18 protein-coding genes are annotated in these 21,688 nt (G+C 47.9%); 12 read left to right on the forward strand and 6 right to left on the reverse strand.

Features of this window, described 5'->3' with window-relative positions:
• Positions 1 to 84 precede the first annotated feature (84 nt).
• A complete protein-coding gene (locus NG795_RS02815; RefSeq protein ID WP_367287156.1) occupies positions 85 to 888 on the forward strand; it encodes a hypothetical protein in 804 nt (267 codons plus the stop codon).
• A gap of 545 nt (positions 889 to 1,433) precedes the next feature.
• Here NG795_RS02815 and NG795_RS02820 read toward each other — a convergent pair.
• Positions 1,434 to 1,796 carry a response regulator transcription factor gene (locus NG795_RS02820; protein ID WP_367287157.1) on the reverse strand — a complete coding sequence of 121 codons (363 nt, stop codon included), beginning with the start codon at positions 1,794 to 1,796 and terminating at the stop codon, positions 1,434 to 1,436.
• Positions 1,797 to 2,203: 407 nt separating this feature from the next.
• Here NG795_RS02820 and NG795_RS02825 point away from each other — a divergent pair, with 407 nt between their 5' ends.
• From NG795_RS02825 to NG795_RS02840, 4 genes are all read left to right on the forward strand, one after another.
• Positions 2,204 to 2,344 (forward strand): hypothetical protein, encoded by a 141-nt coding sequence (locus NG795_RS02825; RefSeq protein WP_367287158.1) that lies wholly within the window; start codon positions 2,204 to 2,206, stop codon positions 2,342 to 2,344.
• A 584-nt stretch (positions 2,345 to 2,928) separates the two neighbouring features.
• Positions 2,929 to 4,311, forward strand: coding sequence for a 15-cis-phytoene desaturase (gene pds / locus NG795_RS02830; protein ID WP_367287159.1), 1,383 nt, complete (start codon positions 2,929 to 2,931; stop codon positions 4,309 to 4,311).
• Positions 4,312 to 4,411: 100 nt separating this feature from the next.
• Positions 4,412 to 5,338 (forward strand): 15-cis-phytoene synthase CrtB, encoded by a 927-nt coding sequence (gene crtB / locus NG795_RS02835; protein ID WP_367287160.1) that lies wholly within the window; start codon positions 4,412 to 4,414, stop codon positions 5,336 to 5,338.
• A 469-nt stretch (positions 5,339 to 5,807) separates the two neighbouring features.
• Positions 5,808 to 6,875, forward strand: coding sequence for an EAL domain-containing protein (locus tag NG795_RS02840; RefSeq protein WP_367287161.1), 1,068 nt, complete (start codon positions 5,808 to 5,810; stop codon positions 6,873 to 6,875).
• A 255-nt stretch (positions 6,876 to 7,130) separates the two neighbouring features.
• Here the strand turns inward: NG795_RS02840 and NG795_RS02845 are convergent, their stop codons facing one another.
• Positions 7,131 to 7,670 (reverse strand): RNA recognition motif domain-containing protein, encoded by a 540-nt coding sequence (locus tag NG795_RS02845; RefSeq protein ID WP_367287162.1) that lies wholly within the window; start codon positions 7,668 to 7,670, stop codon positions 7,131 to 7,133.
• An 873-nt stretch (positions 7,671 to 8,543) separates the two neighbouring features.
• Positions 8,544 to 11,114, reverse strand: coding sequence for a M48 family metalloprotease (locus tag NG795_RS02850; protein ID WP_367287163.1), 2,571 nt, complete (start codon positions 11,112 to 11,114; stop codon positions 8,544 to 8,546).
• A 420-nt stretch (positions 11,115 to 11,534) separates the two neighbouring features.
• Between NG795_RS02850 and NG795_RS02855 the strand changes: the two genes are divergently transcribed.
• Both NG795_RS02855 and NG795_RS02860 read left to right on the forward strand, forming a co-directional pair.
• The gene (locus NG795_RS02855; RefSeq protein ID WP_367287164.1) at positions 11,535 to 11,879 is read left to right on the forward strand and encodes a DUF4870 domain-containing protein; all 345 of its coding nucleotides are present in this window, start codon (positions 11,535 to 11,537) and stop codon (positions 11,877 to 11,879) included.
• A gap of 39 nt (positions 11,880 to 11,918) precedes the next feature.
• Positions 11,919 to 12,254 (forward strand): DUF4870 domain-containing protein, encoded by a 336-nt coding sequence (locus tag NG795_RS02860; RefSeq protein ID WP_367287165.1) that lies wholly within the window; start codon positions 11,919 to 11,921, stop codon positions 12,252 to 12,254.
• Positions 12,255 to 12,466: 212 nt separating this feature from the next.
• On the opposite strand, the gene NG795_RS02865 is transcribed toward NG795_RS02860, so the two are convergent.
• From NG795_RS02865 to NG795_RS02875, 3 genes are all read right to left on the reverse strand, one after another.
• Complete coding sequence (locus NG795_RS02865; protein ID WP_367287166.1) at positions 12,467 to 13,408, reverse strand: bestrophin family protein; 942 nt, start codon at positions 13,406 to 13,408, stop codon at positions 12,467 to 12,469.
• A gap of 66 nt (positions 13,409 to 13,474) precedes the next feature.
• Positions 13,475 to 15,607, reverse strand: a complete 2,133-nt coding sequence (locus NG795_RS02870; protein ID WP_367287167.1) for a protein kinase domain-containing protein — start codon at positions 15,605 to 15,607, stop codon at positions 13,475 to 13,477.
• 650 nt (positions 15,608 to 16,257) lie between these two features.
• A complete protein-coding gene (locus NG795_RS02875; RefSeq protein WP_367287168.1) occupies positions 16,258 to 16,449 on the reverse strand; it encodes a hypothetical protein in 192 nt (63 codons plus the stop codon).
• A 1,650-nt stretch (positions 16,450 to 18,099) separates the two neighbouring features.
• Here NG795_RS02875 and cpcB point away from each other — a divergent pair.
• The 5 genes from cpcB (at position 18,100) to cpcE (ending at position 21,664) form a co-directional block, all read left to right on the forward strand.
• A complete protein-coding gene (cpcB, locus tag NG795_RS02880) occupies positions 18,100 to 18,618 on the forward strand; it encodes a C-phycocyanin subunit beta (protein ID WP_367287169.1) in 519 nt (172 codons plus the stop codon).
• Between the two features lie 128 nt (positions 18,619 to 18,746).
• Positions 18,747 to 19,235 carry a C-phycocyanin subunit alpha gene (cpcA, locus tag NG795_RS02885; protein WP_367287170.1) on the forward strand — a complete coding sequence of 163 codons (489 nt, stop codon included), beginning with the start codon at positions 18,747 to 18,749 and terminating at the stop codon, positions 19,233 to 19,235.
• Positions 19,236 to 19,474: 239 nt separating this feature from the next.
• Complete coding sequence (locus NG795_RS02890) at positions 19,475 to 20,335, forward strand: phycobilisome rod-core linker polypeptide (RefSeq protein ID WP_367287171.1); 861 nt, start codon at positions 19,475 to 19,477, stop codon at positions 20,333 to 20,335.
• 186 nt (positions 20,336 to 20,521) lie between these two features.
• Entirely contained in the window at positions 20,522 to 20,776 is a 255-nt protein-coding gene (cpcD, locus tag NG795_RS02895) for a rod-capping linker protein CpcD (RefSeq protein ID WP_367287172.1), read from the forward strand.
• A gap of 42 nt (positions 20,777 to 20,818) precedes the next feature.
• Entirely contained in the window at positions 20,819 to 21,664 is an 846-nt protein-coding gene (gene cpcE / locus NG795_RS02900; RefSeq protein ID WP_367287173.1) for a C-phycocyanin alpha-cysteine-84 phycocyanobilin lyase subunit CpcE, read from the forward strand.
• Positions 21,665 to 21,688 lie beyond the last annotated feature (24 nt).

The following is a 21,688-nucleotide window of genomic DNA, read 5'->3' on the forward strand; positions in this document are numbered from 1 at the left end:
TGACCTCTTTTTCTTATACTACAAATGGCCCAAACCGACAAGGGGTAAGCCTTTTGGCCTTCTTGTCACCCCTTCAGCCCGGGAGTGACTCCGATCGCTGTAGATCAAGACAAAAATGGTGTCATTGATGGCGATCTCAACGGTGATAGTATTCTGGATATTGGCGAAACCTGGGTCTACAAGGCCAGCGGAACTGCGATCAAGGGTGCTTACGAAAACATCGGTACAGTCACAGGTTCCTTCACTGATGACTTAGGCACGACTGCGATCGAAACTGACCTTGATGGGAGTTCCTATCATGGTGTCCCCATTGCCGGAGCACGGACCCCGGGCTTCTGGAAAAATTGGAAGCAAGCGTGGGACGGCAATGCCAGCAACGATCATACTTTCGTAGGCCGAGAAAACTTTGCCGGGGGTGATGTGTTGCTCGCTCCTTATACAAAAGCTACTACCGATCCCGTCACTGGACAAACAACCACCGGTCTTCTCATCGGCGACTATAACCGCAATGGCAAAACCGATAACGGTGAAAACACCCTCTTCTACTCCTTAGAAGAAGCTCATAAACTGGTCGATGCCAGCAAAAAAGATGATCAGGACGTTCGCTTTATCCTCGGTCGCTCGATGGTTGCCTCTTGGCTGAACTTCTTGGCAGTTAACCCCGCTCCGATCGGCGATATGAACGATGCCATTAAGTGGATGCAATCTTACACTGCCGATGAAAGTGGCGATCTCAAGGGAGACGGAAACGTATTTAACGGTGGAGCTATCCATGCCAAATCTGACGCCTGGTCTGGCGATATTGCGGGAGTACGCAATGGCAATGAAATTAACGCGGCTCTCGATTACTATAACAACACCGGCACCTTTGGTACTCAAGGGATTTAATTCAGGTGTAAAGGATGTCTAAATCCTGATTGTTTGTAATCTTTTCTTAGGGGTGCATTTACTGCACCCCTATTTTTGTGGCTATTAGTATATGATATTTATATATAATACGGAATTCGGTATTTAAAGGTCTATAACAACTTATAGTAGGGGCTTCGATGTGCAGGCCCCGTGGGGCCTGCACATCGAAGCCCCTACAAATACAGATTGACGCCGCTGGTTTTTATAGACTTATCAGTACCGTATGGAGTATAAAGAGTACAATCTTCCTGATATTTTTAGGATGAACGGAAAAGACGATCGCGGGAGTTGTGTCAAAAAGTGCGATCGCTCTTTTGAGAGTTGATATATATCACCCGCCCTCCTCGGGAGACTCGGGCTCCGTCACCGGATTTAAGGCCCCTCTCTTCCCGCCCGGGAGAGAACCGTTCCCGGAAGGGACCCTACGGGTGGGTCACGGGACAAAAAAATAGGGTCCTGCCCTCGATTGTTCGAGGGCAGTGGTTTGCTGATGACGACTCCACCCCCGCGACCCCAGGGTAGTCTCAACGCAAGAGTTGTTTAATCGTTTGAATCAGTTCTGCTGGACGAAAAGGTTTCGTGATGTAGGCATCCGCCCCTTGTTTCATCCCCCAATACCGATCAAACTCTTGACTTTTGCTCGTACACATGATCACGGGAATATTCTGGGCTTTTGGATCGTTTTTTAACCATCGACAAAGTTCATAACCGTTCATTCTGGGCATGACAATATCCGTGACTACTAAATCGGGAGGCTTGGCCTGAATTTGTTCTTTGGCTTCTACTCCGTCGGATGCTTCAACCACTTCCAATCCGCTTTTTTTCAGAAACTCTGATACCATTTCGCGGACTGTACCGCTATCATCCACAATTAGAATTATACTCATCGCTCCCTCCGTAATTTTTGGTTTTAAAGGTTTGGCGTATAATTCATCGTTCTTTTAATGCCAAAATGTTGTTGGCAAGGTGACTGAATTATTAAAAGTAAACCCATAAAACTTAACAAGTTGATAATAATGGTTATTCTCTAGGGTCATAAATGGTCATCTCATGAGATTGTCCTGATCGCTACTCCTTGATATTGCTCTGATCTATCCAAACCTGACGGGTCGATTGAGAGGATGCACCACTTCGTGAACGGTTGATCGGACAGGGAATTTGCCCTGGGGAGGGCATCCCTACCGGAGAGAGTGCTGGTACTGGATCAGCCTCAGTTCTGACTGGATTGCTTGTGACAACTGGGCTAGAGGGTGACTAGACCGTTGGGGTGGGAATCGCCAAGGCTAGAACTGGCATGAGCAACCCTCTGCCTATTTGCGATCGCTTCCCTACATTATGGTTCGTCAACACCTATAAGGATCTCTATCATCGCACGGGCCAAGCTCAGTGCGATCGCCAAATTCTGTTGAATACAGAGTCAAGACTACTCTTCTGAGGGGTTCATAGAATCGGGCGTGAAAAATGCCTCGACTGCTTAAACCCGAGTTGTCTGGACCTATTCCCCTTGATTGGGTCAGATTTCCGGCTCATGACATCCGTAAACAGAATCAATCGCCGATTATATCATTGATTTTAGGGCCATCAACCACCGGGCGATCGGAATTTAAGCCGTTCTTAAGCCAGGAATTCTGCAAATGTTGGGAGTCTGGGCGAGATCTAGACTGGGCCTGATATGTGCAGCTCTGACTCTGATCTTCTGACTGTGATCTCGGGAGATGGGTTGGCCCTTTTCAATAACATTTAAACAAGATAGAATTGTCAATCTGTGATTTGATCCGATATAACCCAGGGTGGTGTTCTTGGGGAAAAGAGTGTTGATCCTCAATTAACAAGAAGTTATCTCCTTTGCCCGAGGGGATTAGAGGGTGCGATCGGCGATCGCCCAGGGTCGGGTGGAATTTTATTTTCCAGAAACGAGGGTAAAAAAAGAAAATGTAACAGTTTGCAAAGGTATAATGAGAGGCAACTCAAAAAACTTAACACTATCTTAAAGAATCTCAACGAGGGGATTATTAACAAATGCGCGTGGCGATCGCAGGAGCGGGTTTAGCAGGACTTTCCTGCGCGAAATATCTGAGCGACATGGGTCATACCCCCATAGTCCTGGAACGCCGGGACGTCCTTGGGGGGAAAGTAGCAGCATGGAAAGATGCAGACGGGGACTGGTACGAAACCGGACTGCACATTTTTTTTGGTGCCTATCCCAATATGTTGCAACTCTTTGGAGAATTAGGCATCGAAGACCGGCTGCAATGGAAAGAACATACCATGATCTTCAACCAGCCGGAGGCCCCAGGAACCTACTCCCGGTTTGACTTCCCGGATCTGCCCGCCCCTCTCAATGGGGTGATGGCAATCTTGCGGAATAACGATATGCTAACCTGGCCGGAGAAAATTCAGTTTGGCATCGGCCTGATCCCAGCAATGGTGCAGGGGCAGAAATATGTCGAAGAGATGGATAAATATTCCTTCTCCGAATGGCTGAAGCGAAAAAATATCCCACCTCGGGTCGAAAAAGAAGTCTTCATCGCCATGTCTAAGGCGCTCAACTTCATCAACCCCGATGAAATTTCTGCAACAATCCTGCTGACAGCACTGAATCGGTTTTTGCAAGAGAAAAACGGCTCAAAAATGGCGTTTTTAGATGGATCCCCGACAGAACGGCTCTGTCAACCCATCGTGGACCACATTACCGATCGCGGGGGTGAGGTCCGGTTAAACGCGCCCATTAAAGAGTTTTTGCTCGACGAACAAGGTGCAGTCCGGGGATTTGAGGTCCGAGGTTTGGAGGGAAAACCGGATGAAGTCTTGACCGCAGATATTTACGTCTCGGCGATGCCCGTGGACCCTCTAAAAGTGATGTTACCGCCATCCTGGTGGGAAATGGAATATTTCCAGCAACTCAAGGAGTTAGAAGGGGTGCCGGTGATTAACGTGCATCTGTGGTTTGACTGTAAACTTACGGATATCGATCACTTGCTGTTTTCGCGATCGCCCTTACTGAGCGTCTATGCGGACATGAGCAACACCTGCCGGGAATATGCCAATCCCGATCGCTCCATGTTGGAATTAGTCCTGGCCCCGGCGAAGGACTGGATTTCCAAAACCGATGAAGAAATTGTCACCGCTACCCTGAAAGAACTGGAAAATCTATTTCCCGAGCGCTTTTGTGGTAACAAACCGGCTAAATTATTAAAATATCACGTCGTCAAGACGCCGCGATCGGTGTACAAAGCAACTCCCGGACGCCAAAATTACCGTCCCTCCCAAATCACACCGATTCCCAATTTCTATCTGACGGGCGATTACACCATGCAACGTTATCTTGCCAGTATGGAAGGAGCCGTACTTTCTGGTAAGCTGACAGCGCAGGCCATTGCGAGCCGTCAGTCCCAGAATTAATAATTTTAGAATTTAGATATTAGTAGTGGCCTACAACTCAAAATCCCTGAATTCCCAACCCAGAATTCTGGCATCTAAAGACGCTCCCCGCTTGCAACCAATGCTGCAACTGTCCGAACAACCACGCATGAAAACGCTGGCTTCCTTAGACGACGCTTATGAGCTCTGTCGCCAAATTACAGCGAAATATGCCCGCACCTTTTATCTGGGTACGCTGTTGATGCCAGAAGCGAAACGGCGGGCTATTTGGGCGATCTACGCTTGGTGCCGTCGCACAGATGAATTGGTGGATGGACCTGGGGCAAGGTTTACCACCCCAGAAACCTTAGATCTGTGGGAGGGTTACCTCGAATCGATCTTTGCTGGAGAGGCGATCGAAGATACTGATGTGGCGATGGTCGATACCGTGGAACGCTTTTCCCTGGATATTCAGCCCTTTCGGGATATGATTTCCGGCCAGCGCATGGATCTGTACCGCAGTCGCTATCAAACCTTTGAGGACCTTGAACTGTACTGCTACCGCGTAGCCGGGACCGTGGGCTTAATGTCCTTGCCGGTGATGGGAATTGCGCCCGTGGTCCGGTCCTCTCCTTGGGAGACTGAGGAACCTTCGGATCCATCAGAGGAGGCAGTCGCCCTCGGCATTGCCAATCAACTGACCAATATCCTGCGGGATGTGGGGGAAGATGCGCGTCGAGGTCGGATTTATCTGCCTCTGGATGAACTGGCTTTGTTTGACTACACTGAAGAGGACCTCTTGAACGGGGTCGTCGATGAGCGATGGCAGCAACTGATGCGCTTTCAAATTCAACGCGCCCGCAAGTTCTATGTCAAGGCAGAAAAGGGCATTCTCGCCCTGAATCCCGATGCTCGTTGGCCCGTCTGGTCCGCGACGATGCTTTACAGTCAAATTCTCGATGCGATCGAGCGCAACGAATACGATGTATTTCGTCAGCGGGCGGTCGTCCCCCGTTATCGCAAGATGATCTCTTTGCCTTTAGCATGGCTGAGGGCGCAAGTTCTGTAAGGAAACCTGGTTTAGATAGAGATTTTCGGCGATCGCATTCCGAAGCGATCGCAACCCCGCCATCAATTGACCGCAAAAATGGAAGTTTCGCCTCAGTCGGCAAACTTCCATTTTTTGTGGCGACATTTTGGAAAGAACATTTGACTATCCTTTCGGATCAGCCTCATTCGTTCCCACAATCGAGGCATAGCCCGGTTTCCTTCATTTACCTCTGGAGGGAGATGACAAAAGCCGGAAAATCGGTTGATATCAAGAGAATAGGGACTGAACATCTTTTTATCCGATCTCCACTCAATTCTTGATCCTTCGTTCAGCGCGAACCGATTGATTTCCCTCGCCTGAACCCCTGTTTAAGGATTAGCCTAAACGGAACCCTAAAGTCAGGTTACGAGATTTTCCAGCGGATAGGCATTATCATAGATTCCAAGAAATATAAATTTCTTAACAAATATTAAAGATTTAAAAAACTATGTGCTCTATGACTCTCTTAAGCGAAAGGCCCAAACTGCTGATTCAGCCCAATGACCCGGACACTCGAACCTGTCTAACTAACCTTGGATTTCAGCCGGTTCCGGCAGTCCCTCTGCTGCTTTATCGCACCGTCACCAAGAGCCAACTGAAGGAAATATTCTGGCAATTGAGCAACCAGCTTGCAGAGATGGCTCAAAGCGCCTCTCGGTTCTGTGTCACCCAAATATCCTTAGACTCAACCCATCTCCTTTTGGAATTTCTGAAAGCACAGCCGTTGATTTCAGTGACCAGTTCCATCAAATATGCGTGGTTTTTGAGACTGCTGCTCCAACAAGGGCTATTTTTTAAATATCAACCCATTTTTTGTCTGAAATCGGGTCAGATTACCGCTTATGAATGTCTGGCTCGCGCCCTGGGGGATTCTGGACAGTGCTACAGTGGGGGAATGTTAATTGAAGCGGCGATCGCCACGGATTTATCGAAAGAATTTGATGAACTGGCGCGGACAACTTGCATCGAATCCATTGCCGAGGTTAAGAGCGATCGCCAGTTTTTTGTGAACCTGTTACCCAATGCCATTATTCAAAATCCGGAATCCCTATCCCAGAATTTACAACAAATTATCGACTTAGGATTACGTCCGGAACAAATCATTTTTGAGTTAACCGAAGTAGAAGTTTTGGCACAAACTGAAAAACTCCCCCAGCTAATTGAACGGATGCGCGCCTGGGGATTTGGAATTGCTGTGGATGATCTGTGTGGTTGTGTCTCTGTGGATCACTATGCAATGGAACTCAAACCCGATATTGTTAAATTAGACCGCCGTTTGGTCCAAGGCTGTAGCCAGTTTACCCTCAAACAGACTTTAATCAAGAGTTTGCTTTCTTCGGCTCATTCCGAGGGAATTCTGGTTTTAGCAGAAGGCTTAGAAACTCTTCAGGATATCCAATTTTGCCAGGAGTTGGGGGTAGATTTTGGCCAAGGATTTGGTTTAGCTCGTCCGGAGGCGCACCTCCAGCAACAGCCCTTTGCGCGATGGGATTTAATGATGTCTAAAGCCTCTTAGGGAAGCAGCGATCGCTTCTTTTTTTATGGATGACCCGGATTATACAGGATAAAAACCCGTTTGCTGTTGTTGTGACAAAATTTCCTAGGGTAATTGGATTGAGAGAATTCCCGGGCATGACTTCTACAAATTGAAAAAAGAACCGCGATCGCCTCTTCTGCGATCGCGGAAATATTTGAAGAAAAACAATCCATTGGATTTTTTCCCCCTCTAACCCGTCACCGGAATGCCGATTTAGTGGGAAATTCCATTGAGTTAGGAGTTGCTGGCTTGAGCCGCCAACATTTGTTTGAGCTTTTCTAATTCCCCAGCCCAACGGGGATCCGGTTGTACCGAATCCGAATCTTGGCTGCCACTGCTGCTGCTGCTGCTGCTGCTGCCCGTTGAGCGTTTCGACTTGTTACCGCGAGCACCGCCTCCACCGCCTCCGGTGGTGGGTTTAGCCACCTTAGCTGCGACGGGTGTGGGAGTTGGAGTGGGGGTTGCAGTTGCCTCCCCAGTTTCCGAAGTGGGTGCGCCTTCTTGTTCCTCGTCACCTTTCCCTTTCTTGCGAGGCAATGCCTTTTCAATCTTCAAAGGGGTATCTTGGAACATATAACCGTTGAATTTTTCGATAAATTCGTCGGCTTGCTCGTCATTCTTTACTGTGACGAATCCGAACCCCCGACACTTGCCCGTCTTGCGATCGGTAATGACTTTAGTGGTCACAGAATCACCGGCTTCAGCAAAGACGTCTTGCAGTTCTTTGCGATCGACTTCTTTTGGCAGATTACCTATATAAAGACGAATCGACATTTGAGATACCTCCTATCTTTTGGAAAATCAATTAAATACAAAACCTTCTTTTTTGACTCGCTCCGTTTGTTGGGGGCTTCGTCGTTAACCACTTAAAGCGAGAGCTTTCCTGTCCTCTCATTACCCTTTGATCGCACAAGGGTAAAAGTAACGGCTTGGCTTTTATCAATTGGTTCACTGTTGCTCACCCAACCCCAGGCATACCCTATCGAAAAAAATACGCGCCAATACATTGCCTCGAACGCTTGTAACAATTTGGTGAAATTTTAGGGAGGGCATTGGATCTTTCAGGATTCCTTTCTTCTGCTTTTGATAAAAATCTGCTTTAGGAAACATATCCTCTATCCGGGGCTTCCAAACCACCGATGAGCATACTACCGTTCTCCTTAATACCACCTATGTAAACTTCAAACGGCTCAAGTGTAAAGTTGATGCGTTTCTCAATATGGGCGCTCTCTTACTCACTCTAACAGAAATGGGTGATTATCTCCCATCCCATTACTTTTTTTTGGCCTTAATCGAGCCAATCTTAAAAATATCACAGCTTATGCAGGTGAGCTAGTAGTTGGCTCAAATTTTTTTGATTTCCCGACTATAAATTTTACCATTAGCGGATCACTGTCAAATATTTTCCCCATGAACCGCCCATTTTATTGCCTGTTTTAACTTTTTCTCAATCCCCAGGGAAAACCCGCCCTTCTGTTGGACCGGGTCCTGTTTCCCGGGATGGGAAGGCGTCAACCCTGACCTGCACCAGAGCCTTGATCCACGGTGAAACGAGTATTTTTTCCAGATGAGTGCCAGGATGGACGGGTTTCATTAAGAATTGTAACAAATTCCGGACCGATTCTGAGACCGGGCTTTAACTTGGTCCTAGCTCCCCCCCTGAGACATCCAGTAAACGCCTAAAAGTAAGGCCACTCCGGCCAAAATCGTAGACCAGATTGGATGAGCACTGGCGTGAGTTTTGCCGTTTGCGGTGGTAAATCGGTCCAGATCAATCCAGGGAGTCGCACCCCGACGGAACCAGCCGACTGCCGAAATTGCCTGTCCCACGAAATCGCTAGGACGCTTTATTAATAGCCAGAGATACCCAAAAACCCCTAGAGTCGAGGCGCAGTGCAGCTTCACCAATCCAGTGGGGGAGTGCAAAATTAAATCCTGCGCTAGCCAATTGCTAATTCCACGCCGTCCGAGGAGTTGTCCCTCCAAACCAATGGGTAAACTATCCACAGGAATGGCATCGGGATCCGTGAGGAGATCGGGCAATGTGGGATTCGTGCGGATATTTTTAGAGGTAATGTCTGGGAAAAAGGCATTGATCCGCAGAACAATACCCAGACTTACTCCTATTAATAAAGAACCCTGGAGAATCGAGCGATCGCCCCAAACCCAATCCAAGGCCACAAAACCCAAGTTCACCGCCACTGCGCCAAATGCCCACAGCATCAACCCGGCGAGTAACCCTAGGGGAAGACCAAAATAGGGTGCACCTTGTAATAACAGGCGTTTGAGCATCAAACGGGGAGGTTTTGCCGGGGCCACTGCGCCATCCCTGGCAAAATCCAACTCCGCATCCAGCTTCCAAAACCGCGCATATAAATCCAACAGGGTGAGGCGATCGCCTAAAGGCGGATGAGATTGGGGAACCGTCAACCATTTTTTGTAGGCATTGTGGCGGTCCCACTGTAGGAGATTTTCCCAAGAATGATATGCAGAACAACTTCCCAAAGTCATCCCTTGCACATAGCCGACTGGCGAGAGTAAATCGAATCCTTCCAGGACAAAACTGGTGTGACCCTGTTTCTCCACATCCTGGGCAATCCCAATTGCCATTTTTAGTAAAGCGCGAGTTAGACCATTGGGATTACCCGTTAAAGAGGCAGAGGCGCGATCGCTGTAATAAAACCGCAAGCGCGACAGCCATAAAACCGGCCAACGCAGCACCCAGTAAAACCCATAGGCGATCGCGGAAATTACCCCTGCGGTCCCTAACATTACCTTGCCAAACCACTCCTGAGAGTCCAACCACTTATCCCCATCCCGGGACACCTGCCAATAGACCACATAAGGAAGTTGACAGAGTAACACCGTCAACGACATCAGGGGAAAATCCCAATTTTCTAAATGTCCTAACTCACCGGCATAAATTGCGGCAATTTCATCATCCTCTAATTGCTCTAACAACCCTTGACTGACCACAATTCTGGCAAACCGAGGAGCAAAACCATAGGTCATGGCGATCGGTGCAGGGGTGGGAATGACCCCCAGGGAGAGGGGTGGTTGCTTGCGCTCCAAACTAAACCGGGATAGCAATTTACGGGCCTCTGGACTGTAGTTACCCAGTTTCGGCGGCGGGAGTTTTTCCATGCCATAAGCGAAGCGCAGCAGTAAATCCAGCAACCAGGGCGAGGCAACGAGCAACAGGACGAGGATGCCTACCAAGGTCCAAGTTTGGTCCCGATAAAAACTTTGGATCGGCCACAACAGGGGGAGTCGATGGAAGAGGTCATTCGTGGCTGCCATTCCCCAATTCATGACAATCCACAGCACCCAAAACAGGGCGATCGCACTGCCAAGTTGGGCAAACCATAGATAGGTCGGTTTGACGGGTTTAAGTTTTCTCCAGTTTTGCGCCCGTCCCGCCTGACGCCATTGCCGAGGTTGTGGAGTCGGGGAGGGTTGTCCCTCCTGCAATGCCTTTGCCGAAGGGGAATCAGCCTTGTTTGTGGATGGAGTTAAATAATCTATCCCATCGCTATCGGCTTCTAAGGGGAGGACTTCTGGAGAATCCCCCCGGGGAAGCGGGGGTCTGGGGGGCATCGGTGGTGCCGGTGGCGATGAGGCTGGAGTTAAGGGACTGACTCCTGTCCGAGGGGTGGCCCCGCTCGGGGGTCTGGGTGGCATCGGTGGCGGCAGGGGTGGTGGATTGCCCAGGGACCGGGGCGCAGGTTTAGTTTGGGACGGTTCTAGGGGGACAAATCCCGTGGAATTTCCTGGGGACAGGGGGGAAATGATCTCTGGGGAGTTTGGACGAGTGAGGGGAGCGGATTGAGCCGGTTCTGAAGATGATGGCTCTAAGGGCACAAATCCGGTGGGATCTCCTCCGAGGGGGGCGGGTGGACTGCCGGGGCGATTGACCGTTTTCGGGGTTTGGGGTTGGGACCCGGGTGAGGAGGGCGAAGATTGATTCAACTGAGCCAGGGTCCGCACTGCCCAGTCTTTGACCTTGGGACTGTCTGATGCGGTCAAGGTTTGACATAAGGCAACGGCTTTAGAGTGAGTGCGGTTCCCTTTGTAGGCCATTACCAACCCCATCGTAGCCCGCTCAACGGTGGGTTGATGGAGTTCTTGCGCGCACACCCGTTCTAAAATGGCGATCGCCATTTTATAGTTCTTTTTTTTGAGTGCTGCCAACCCTGTTTGGAGATCCGAGTGTTCCATAGCCATCGATTCGCAATTGGTAGATGAACCCAGAGGTTCAACGAGAACTAGACAGTCAGAATCGAGAAGGTGGGGGATTGTTCAGTCTCGATTCTTAAATGCTCTATAGCCAGTCTAAATCATTCGCACCCCGGATCTGTGGGGGATAGCCTAGGGTCCCAGGGTCCGAGAGTTTTTGGCACCCGGGAGTTTTCCCGAGGTCGATCTCAGTCAGATGCGATACCTTGCTCGGTTTGTCAACTGTCTTGAGGGGTGTGGACATCATCAATAGAATAGGGGGAAGATTCCCCCCCTCGGATCAATGGGGCTGTTGCAAAATTAAGATAGATTAAGAAGCAAACTCATCCGGGATAGGTGGCGATCGCATATTATCCCTAGGGATTTTTCACAGAAGTTTAATCATAATAAGGAGTTGAAGTCATGTACGATGCAGACAAACGGAAGCTTTTATCCCTGCTGTCTCATGGGGCAATTTTTTTGAGCACAACCTTGGTGTCTATTGGTATCCCTCTGGCGATTTTATTTGTATCCGATGACCCGGTGGTGAAAGATAATGCCAAAGAATCTATCAATTTTCATCTGAATGTCTGGGCTTGGGGTTCGGTGATTTTGGCCCTAAGTTTTCTGACCTTTGGCTTGTTGGGATTTATTCTGGCTCCAGCCGGGTTTATTCTCCATTGGGGATTGACGGGGGTTGCGTTGTTGAAGGTGTTCGGAAATCCAGACCGACCCTTCCAGTATCCTTTTATTTTCCGCGTGTTATAACTTGAGAAGCAGGCGATCGGCAACAGTGGAGGAATTTTTATGTACGATTCAGATAAACGGAAGTTATTATCGGTTTTGTCTCATGGTGCCATTTTTTTGAGTGCTACACTTCTTTCCGTCGGATTGCCGATCGCCATTTTGTTTCTGTCTGAGGATCCGGTGGTTAAAGGCAATGCCCGAGAATCTATCAATTTTCATCTGAATATTTATCTCTATAGCCTCATCTTTGGCCTCTTGAGTTTTGTGCTGATTGGGTTTCCCCTCCTGTTTATTTTATTAGCAGCCAGTTTTATTCTGCCGATTGTGGCGATCGTGAAGGTTCTCTCAGACCCAACTTTGATTTACCGCTATCCCTTCATTTTCCGGCTTGTTTAGTGGGCATTTGAGGGCAATATAATCTCCCATCATTAAGCCTTCACCCCATCGGTCGGGGTAATCGTGAATTGCCCCGACCGATGGGGTGAAGGCTTAATCGTGCAAAGGTGAGGAGATTATGTCTGTCTTTTCTAAAATCAATTGAACAAGAAATAACTTAAGAAATAACTGATATCTTAGGAAAAAAAGAAAACCATTTTTTTAATAAAAGCTTAATAGTCTTCTTTGACTTGATAACGGTCGGGGAATAGGGGCAAATTTTCCGAATTTTGAGGGGTTACAGATAAAGAGATTAAATCTTCTATATTGACCCGCATGGTGGCGCAAATGGTATCGAGGGGCAAATCATTAGAATCATATCCAAAGGGATTTTCGATTTCAATGCCGATTTTTTCTATGCCTAATAAAGTAAAACTAATTAAAGCAGCAAAGGGTCCGGTCCATAAATCTAAGTGACTGACAATTTGAAAGGGCAGCGCCAGACAATAGATGAGTAGAAGCTGTTTCAAATGGATAGCATAAGCTACAGGCATCGGGGTTTTTAAAATCCGTTCCGTTGAACCCAAGGTATCCACCATTGTATCTAAAAGATTTAGCATGGTGGTGAGTTGATAAATATTGAGTTTATTAAGACGATATTGTTTTTGTAGGTAATCTCCAAGCCAAAAGGCAATTTCCAGAGGAGGGTGATTCATCCGGGTGAGCTTGTCATACTGTTCTGGAGAGACTAACCCTTTTAATTCGTCATTGATGCGTTCATTCCTTAAGTGTAATTTGGTAGCAACCGCAAAGGCAACTAACAACCGCAAATGATTAGCTTTTTCGGTGGCATCTGCGGGATGATTTTCGCAAATTTCCACCAAAATGTGCCGAGAAAAGTTGCGAACAGAGTTAACAAGGTTTCCCCAGGCTTTTCGGCCTTCCCAAAAGCGATCATAAGCGGTATTGGTTCTAAAGACTAACAATAAACCAAGGACAATGGTGGGAACCACTCCCTCTAAGACGGGCCAAGAGACGGGATAACCCAAGCGATATAAAATAGAGACAATTAAGCCAAATAAACCACTACATAGAACCGGAGGTAAAATGGTGGGAATGACCGAGCCTTTGAGTTGAAAAATCAGATGCAAGCCTTTTTTATTTTCTAGTTTCATAGGGTTGGGCGATCGCAAAAAAATGAGGAAGACTCTGGTTTGGGATGCCCTGACAGGAGTTGCCTTTTAAGGTTGACTCACCGATGGCATACGCCAAATTTTAATCGTTTCATCTGGAGAACCACTCAAGAGGGTTTTACCATCGGGGGTTATCGCAATTCCACTGACATAACTAGAATGACCCGTAAGCTGATGTCGCCGGGTTCCGGTGGCTAAATTCCAAATTTCAATGGAGCCACCACTACTTGCCAAAAGGTTGCCATCGGGACCGATCGCCACGGATCTCACCCAACTGGAATCTCCCCTGAGTTGATCACGTCTTTCTCCGGTTCTGAGATCCCAAACTGCAATGGTATTGTCCCGACTGCCACTGACGAGGGTGTTACCATCGGGACTAATAGCCAGCGAAAGAACGGGATGAGCATGACCTCGCAGGGTTAACAATCTCGCGCCGGTGGCTAAATCCCAAATTTTTACCGTATTGTCATTGGCAGCACTAATAATTCGGCGGCCATCGGGAGTAAAGACGATCGCATTCACCGCAGATCCTGTCTGAATCGTGCGAAGGCGAGTTCCGCTTCTGATATCCCAAATCTTAATCGTATTATCATCGGATCCACTGGCTAACCGCTGACCATCGGGAGTAAAAGCCAGGGTATTCACGGGACCCCAATGCGCCCCGGGTCCAGCAATGGTGAGCATTCGGGACCCATTATTCATGTTCCATAATCGAATAGTCTTGTCAGCGGAACCACTGGCGAGGGTTTGACCATTGGGACTCACGGCGAGGGTCCTGACCCAGTCCTTATGAGCAGCAATGGTGTGCAGCAAGTCGCCACTGTTGAGATTCCAGATGCGGATCGTGCCAAAACTTCCGCTGGCAAGGGTTCCCCCTTGGGATTGACTGGCCGCGCCGGGAACCTGACTCATGGCGATGGACTGAACTTGACCCACTTCCCGGATACTTCTTCTTAAAAATAGACTGCTCGGGATATTTACCAGGAGTCCGACGGGATTGGCGGGAAATAATCCATATCGCCAATAGCCATAGACTTGAGAGGTCGCCAGGAGGACGAATAAGATGGCGATCGCCGAAATCCAGGGTTTTTTGCCCGGTTTTTTGACATATTGGCTTTTACCGCTATCTTTCGCCGGGTAAACGGGTTTATATTGCGATCGCAGCTTTCTCGATTCTGTAGAGGTTGATTTCGAGTTTAAATGGGAAGCTGTATTATAATTTCCCCGAGTCCTAGAAGTTCCAATTGCAGTGTTGGCCTCCCCAACTTCACCGTTGGGCGGCGTTAAGTCCACCTCTGCCAGACATTGCAAAATAGCCTGAGCACTTTGAGGCCGCTTTCCCGGAAAAGGGGCCATTAAGTAATCAATCACATCCCCAAAAGACTTGGAAATCTGCGGTGCACTATTGCGCCAGACCAGTTTTCCCGTCCGAGGATTTTCCGAGAAGGCAGTAGGCGGTTTCGCGGTTAGTAAAAAGACTAGGGTCCGCCCTAAAGCATAAAAATCCGATTGCGGTACCGCCTTCCCATTGGCTTGTTCCGGTGGCGTATAGCCCGGAGATACAATCCCGGTAATGTTTTGACCCTGCCCCACTTTCGCAAAGTAGGTATTCGTGACTTCCCGGGCGGCCCCAAAGTCAATCAACACCACTTGTCCATTCAAGCGAATCATGATGTTGAGGGGCTTGATATCTCGATGGAAAAAGTTTTGTTGGTGGACGCGATCGAGAATCTCCACCATTTGTTTTAACCAATCAATGGCTTGGCTTTGGGTGACGGGCCGATTTCCCCGCTTTTTCATCCAATCCCGCAGGTTCAACCCACTGATTTTTTCCATAATTAAGCAGTGGATCGGTTCCTCCTCCCCCGGAGGCGTGATAAAAAAGTAAGCATCGGGCTCTACTTTAGGAATCCCCGGATGGTTGATCCGTTTGAGTACATCAGCTTCTTGTTGAAAAAGCTCTACCGCCTTTTCGTGGTTTTGAAGCAATACTTTCAGGACCTTGATGGTGCCTTGGTCATCCACTTCAAAAGTTTTACCAAAACCTCCCCCGCCAAGGGGTTTGATGATCCGATACCGTCCTTGCAGGAGTATATCGCAGCCACAGTGAACGCATTTGACCTGGTTCGCATTGGCTGGGTCATTAGGATGGGGACATTTGGGATTCAGGCAATAACTCACAGAAGCTACATTACCCTATATTCTGACTGCAGGTCTCAACAACACTATAACTTGCAGTTATCATTCCTAACTGTAGGGTCTTGCCAACTTATTGGCAATTTCCTCGGTTACTTGACCCTCTAGCTGCAGTAGTAGCGGAACCCATCGAGGTGGCCTGATTTTTGCCTTGCTATTCTTTGCCGATGGGTTAACCCAGTTGGCTTGTGGGAAAGGTCATCCGTCGAAGCCACTTCTTACACCTCCATTAAAGATTAGCAATGATCCGGTATCAAAATGATTCGGTTTCAATTTTTAAGCCGGTTGCCGGTTGTGCCACCCCTCTTTTGAACCGTCTGCCGCTTTATCCCTAGGGGTTGACTCCTTTTTCTCCTCAGCCGACTCCTGGCCCCTATGTTCACATTCCCCTGGACGGGTTACTCTGTGCTTTTGAACCGATTCCTGGCGTTGAGGCTGGCGACTGACTGGATCTGACCCCAAATTCCCTTGGGTTCTCCCCCAGGATAAAACCCCCGTGGCGATCGCATTCCCTCCAGGCTAATAAATTGTAGTTAAATTCTGCCCTGATGTTCAGTTGGCACAGACTCGTCCCCATTAGCGGTTCCCAGTTGAATCTTTCCTCAAGACTTCTTCAGATTTAGGTCGAGTCGTCTTCAAGTGCGATCGCCCCGTTCAAATCGATGCTGATATCGCAGCAAAGCATCTTTCACTTCCGCTTCGCTCAGAATTAAAGACTGGGCAATATCTGGAAAGCTTTTCCCCACTATCCACATTTTTCCCACTACATCTTCTATCGTATTCTCCGTAATTTCCCGTAATTTTGCCAGCTCTTTTTCTCGCTTCATTATTTGATTACCTTCTTCTGGAGTTTTAGTTAAAATCAATTCATGCTATTTTGGAGTTCCATTTGGTGGATGATTATCAATTTATAAAACCCCCTTTAGTTAGTTGCTAGGAAAAGCCCTCTAAAATTAATTACCTAAAATCCGCAAAGTGCCAATTGCCCAATCTTAACATCATCCCCGAACCCTTGAAAAGCTTTTGCCTATCTAGTGTAATTCCAACAAAAATGAATTAAAACTTGAGAAAAAATCAAAATTTATTCAAATTTAATTGTAAAAAATTTCATGAATTAGAACTGATATTAAGTCGTCAAGCTCTTTTCTGGGTTCAATCTTGTCCATTAATCATTAAATAGTCCCAGGGAAACAATTCACCCTAAATCAATTTGGCAAGTGGACAAGAGGGATAATTTAGAGTCAAGTCAATAAACAACTCTTTTGTGTATGTATTCCCAAGGAGATTCTCAGATCGGGAAAATTTTCCGGCTTATATTAGAAATAATTTTATCTTTTGAAAATTAATATTGGATTGAGGTTTGAATTAAAGCCTCCCTGTTTGGAAAACAGTAGCCCCCAGAAAAAATGCTCAAGGTAACTTAACCCCCGCCTACTTTACTCAACGTAAAACTTTCTCTAAGAGGGAAGGAATTTCAACCGGCGATCGCAGACGGGTGACGGGTGACTTTCAAAACCTTGTTAACCGAGATTAAGACCGATTATCGGGTTTCAATTCATGACTTCCCTTGAAGGGGATTTGTTCTCGGTTCACCCTAAACCCATACACCCATCAATGGTGACCCCGAGCCCTAATTGATGGCCCTTAATCCTCGTCGGATCAACCCCATTAATCACCCTCGGGAGGAAAATGGTTTGCATAATTTGTCAGATTGAACGTTAAATGTAGAGGCATCAGGAGCTAATCACCTCTACATTTAGCGTTTTCCGTCCCCAAATGCGGAAGTCCTGACCAAGTTTCACAAGAGGGTGCCGATGCTTGAGAAAGGCGATCGCCCTAGGCCCTACCTCTGGGGGCGCTCCTCTACCTAAAGAAAGGCACAAATATCCCATCCCCCTTGGCACTGGTAAAGTTTCATTCCGCGCATCTATCAATTGGTATAGATGTTCCTTAGAATCTGAAGGGGGTGATTTTTACCACCCGGGGGCAATTGCTGCTTCCTATGCCATAAACCCCTGCTGGCAAAGGTTTTAGAAGTTATGCTAACTTCGGATAGCCCCGGAATTTCCAAGTATTTGAGAGACTCAGACGGCTTAAATCGTTGAGTATATTTGCTCAATTTGGACAAAAATAAAAAAACTTAACATTTCGTAATGATTTTGGTGACAAAGGCAGTGTATAAAGGTAACCTGAAGGGGTTGAGAAACGAAAAAAGTTAACCTGAATATTGATTAAAGACGGTTTTCAAGTTTCTCATACTTCTGCTAATATTTTCTAAGATTTCTCGAAAGCGGGTGACGAAGCCCCAGTAGGGGCCAGCCACAAACTTCGAGTCCAGCTTTAACAGAAACAAACGAAATTGTTGTAGTGTTGTAGCTGGGGTTAGTTCGGAACCTAACAAGCTTTTTAGCTTGAACGGGGTCAACTAAACTGGATTGAAGCCCAAAGCAAGCCAATAAATAAAGGAGATTGAGTACATGCTAGACGCATTTGCAAAAGTTGTTTCGCAAGCAGACGCACGTGGCGAATTCCTGAGCACCGCCCAATTAGATGCTCTGACCAACATGGTCAAAGAAGGTAACAAACGCTTGGATACCGTTAACCGGATCACCAGCAACGCTTCTCAAATCGTTTCTGAAGCCGCTCGTTCTCTGTTTTCTGAGCAACCCCAGCTGATCCAACCCGGTGGAAATGCTTACACCAACCGCCGTATGGCAGCTTGCTTACGCGACATGGAAATCATCCTGCGCTACGTCACCTACGCAGTCATCGCCGGTGATGCCAGCGTGTTAGACGATCGCTGCTTGAATGGTCTTCGTGAAACTTACCAAGCCCTGGGTGTTCCCGGTGGTTCCGTTGCCACTGGCGTTCAAAAAATGAAAGATGCCGCTATCCGCATTGCCAACGATCCCGCAGGTATCACTCCTGGTGATTGCAGCGCTTTGATGTCTGAAATCGCTGGCTACTTCGATCGCGCAGCTTCTGCGGTTTCCTAGTCTGATATATTCCGACTAAAAACCCAAACTACTTTATTTTTTTAAGGATCTAGCCATTGCGCCGAGTCCTTAAAACCTAAAAACCAAAGAACGAAAAATTAGTACAACCCTAGGGAGATACTGCAACGATGAAAACCCCAATTACTGAAGCAATTTCTTCTGCTGACGCTCAAGGCCGTTTCCTGGGCAACTCCGAACTGCAAGCTGTTGATGGTCGCTTCAAACGCGCTCAAGCCAGCATGGAAGCAGCTCGTGCTTTAACCAGCAACGCCCAACGCTTGACCGAAGGCGCTGCACAAGCTGTCTACAACAAGTTCCCCTACACCCAAACCATGCAGGGCCCGAACTATGCTTCCACCGAAACTGGTAAGCAAAAGTGCTCTCGTGATATCAGCTACTACCTCCGCATGGTCACCTACTGCTTAGTTGCAGGTGGCACCGGCCCGATGGATGAGTATCTGATTGCTGGTTTGGATGAAATCAACAGCACCTTTGATTTGTCCCCCAGCTGGTACGTTGAAGCCCTCAAGTACATCAAGAGCAATCATGGCCTCAGCGGACAAGCTGCTGTTGAAGCTAACACCTACATCGACTACGCAATCAATGCCCTGAGCTAATTGATGCAGTTTTCTCGCATCTGTCTGATTGCTTAGAACGGTAAAAGGTGAGATGTCCGGGGAGGTAGGCGGGTGCTGGCAGCAGGCTAGTCTCTGTTTACCTGTCCGGGCATCTTTGTATTTATTGAAGGGGAAAAACCCCTTAATTACCGATCGCAGCACCAAGATTTTGGATGGTCTAAAGATAAAGCACATCTAAAATCACAACAGTAAAAACTTTTTTTTGGGAGATAGTTTAGATGGCAATTACAACAGCAGCATCCCGTTTGGGAACGACCCCCTATGAAGATACAGGCCGGGTAGAACTGCGTCAAAATAGCAGTGAAGAAGATATCGAAGCAGTGATTCGCAGCGTTTACCGCCAGGTACTCGGTAACGATTATGTGATGAAATCCCAGCGCCTGAACAGTGCCGAATCGCTGCTGAAAAATGGCAAAATGACCGTGCGGGATTTCGTCCGCGCTGTTGCTAAATCAGAACTGTACAAAGAAAAGTTTCTTTACCCCAATTTCCAAACCCGCGTCATCGAACTCAATTATAAACATCTGTTGGGACGCGCTCCTTATGATGAAACTGAGGTGATTTATCACCTGGATCTGTATGAAACCCAAGGGTTTGATGCAGAAATCGATTCTTACATCGATTCTCCGGAATATGAAACCAACTTTGGGGACAATATCGTACCCTACTATCGGGGATTTGCGACCCAAAATGGTCAAAAAACCGTTGGGTTTAACCGGATGTTCCGCCTTTATCGCGGTTACGCCAACAGCGATCGCGCCCAACTCGAAGGTAGCAAATCTCGGTTGATTCGCGAACTGGGCAAAAATCAAACCAATACGATTGTTGCTCCCTCGGGTAGTTCTGATGGCTGGTCCTACCGTCCTTCTCTCGATTCCGCTCCCGCAACCTGCCTCGGTGGTGCGTTTGTTGGATTTGGAAAAGATGGCGAAGTGTTTCGCATCGAAGTCACCGGACTGCGCCAAACCGGCGTCCGTCGTAGTTGCCAAACCTACATCGTTCCTTTCGAGAGCTTATCCACGAAAATTCAGCAAATCGTGAAGCAAGGCGGAAAAATCGCCAGCATCACGACTGCCTAATTTAGGATAAACTCTCAGACGACAGCCCACAGGCGACAAATTGCTATGAGCGCTACCGGATTAATCCTTGAGAAATATTTCCCAGGGCACGGGTGAAATATTCCAGATTAAATCTTGGATCAGCTTCAAGGCGATCGCCTGTGGGTTAACCCAGTTAATATACACCAAAGGAGCTAGTTAAATCAAATGTTAGGACAAGTTGCCGGGTTCAATCAATCCAATACCAGCGCAGGCAATCGTTTCTTTCGGTATGAAGTGACCGGATTGCGTCAAAACGAAGAAAGCGATCAGAGCAACTACTCGATCCGCAAGAGTGGCAGTGTATTTATCACGGTTCCCTACAACCGCATGAACGAAGAAATGCAGCGGATTACCCGTCTGGGTGGAAAAATTGTCAGCATTCACCCCCTGAACGTTCACATGGAAGGAGAGGGTGAATAGGTTAGAAATTCTTACCTGTTAGCCCAACCCGGTTTGTAACTAATGTGGGACAATCTTGACTCAGGCTCACCGTCCCCTCCAGCAGGGGACGGTGAGACTTTAACTGTAGAAGTGGCGATCGCCAATTTGCGCCACGAAGACTTGAGCTTGCGCTACTACGCCGCTTGGTGGATTGGCCGATTTGGAGTGCGCGAACCAGCGGCGATCGATGCTTTGCTGGATTTGCTATCCGAGGATCGGGATAAAACCGAGGCGGGTGGTTTCCCCCTGCGACGCAATGCTGCCCGCGCCTTGGGAAAAGTCGGGGACGATCGCGCCGTTCCTGCCCTAATTGACTGCTTAGATTGCTCTGATTATTATGTCCGGGAAGCGGCAGCAGAGAGTTTGGAACGACTTGGCGATCGCAGCGCCATTCCTGCCCTGATGCAATTACTCGCCGGGGGCCTCACCGCAGCGGTCCAGGTGCCGGGAAAACCCCACCTCACCCAACCCTACGATACGATTTTAGAAGCCTTGGGAACCCTGCAAGCCACAGAAGCGATTCCCCTGATTCAACCCTTTCTCGATCATTCGTTTCCTCGGGTGCAATATTCTGCCGCCCGGGCGATGTATCAACTGACTGGGGAAGGGCGGTATGCAGAACGCTTAATCCAAGCCTTGCAGGGAAAAGATTTGCAACTGCGGCGATCGGCCTTATTAGATTTGGGGGCGATCGCCTATTTACCCGCCGCCAAAGCCATTTCTCAAACCTTGGCGGAAAATAGCATCAAATTGATTGCCCTCAAAGGACTCATTGAGCATCATCTGACCCTGCCCGAACCTGATGCTGCCCCAGATTTATCCCCAGAGTTGATTGAGGTGATGAATCTGATGGATAGTCTGTTGTAGGCGATGGCCCCAGAGGGACCCCAC

It is taken from the genome of Laspinema palackyanum D2c (assembly GCF_025370875.1).
Taxonomy (GTDB): Bacteria; Cyanobacteriota; Cyanobacteriia; order Cyanobacteriales; family Laspinemataceae; genus Laspinema; species Laspinema palackyanum.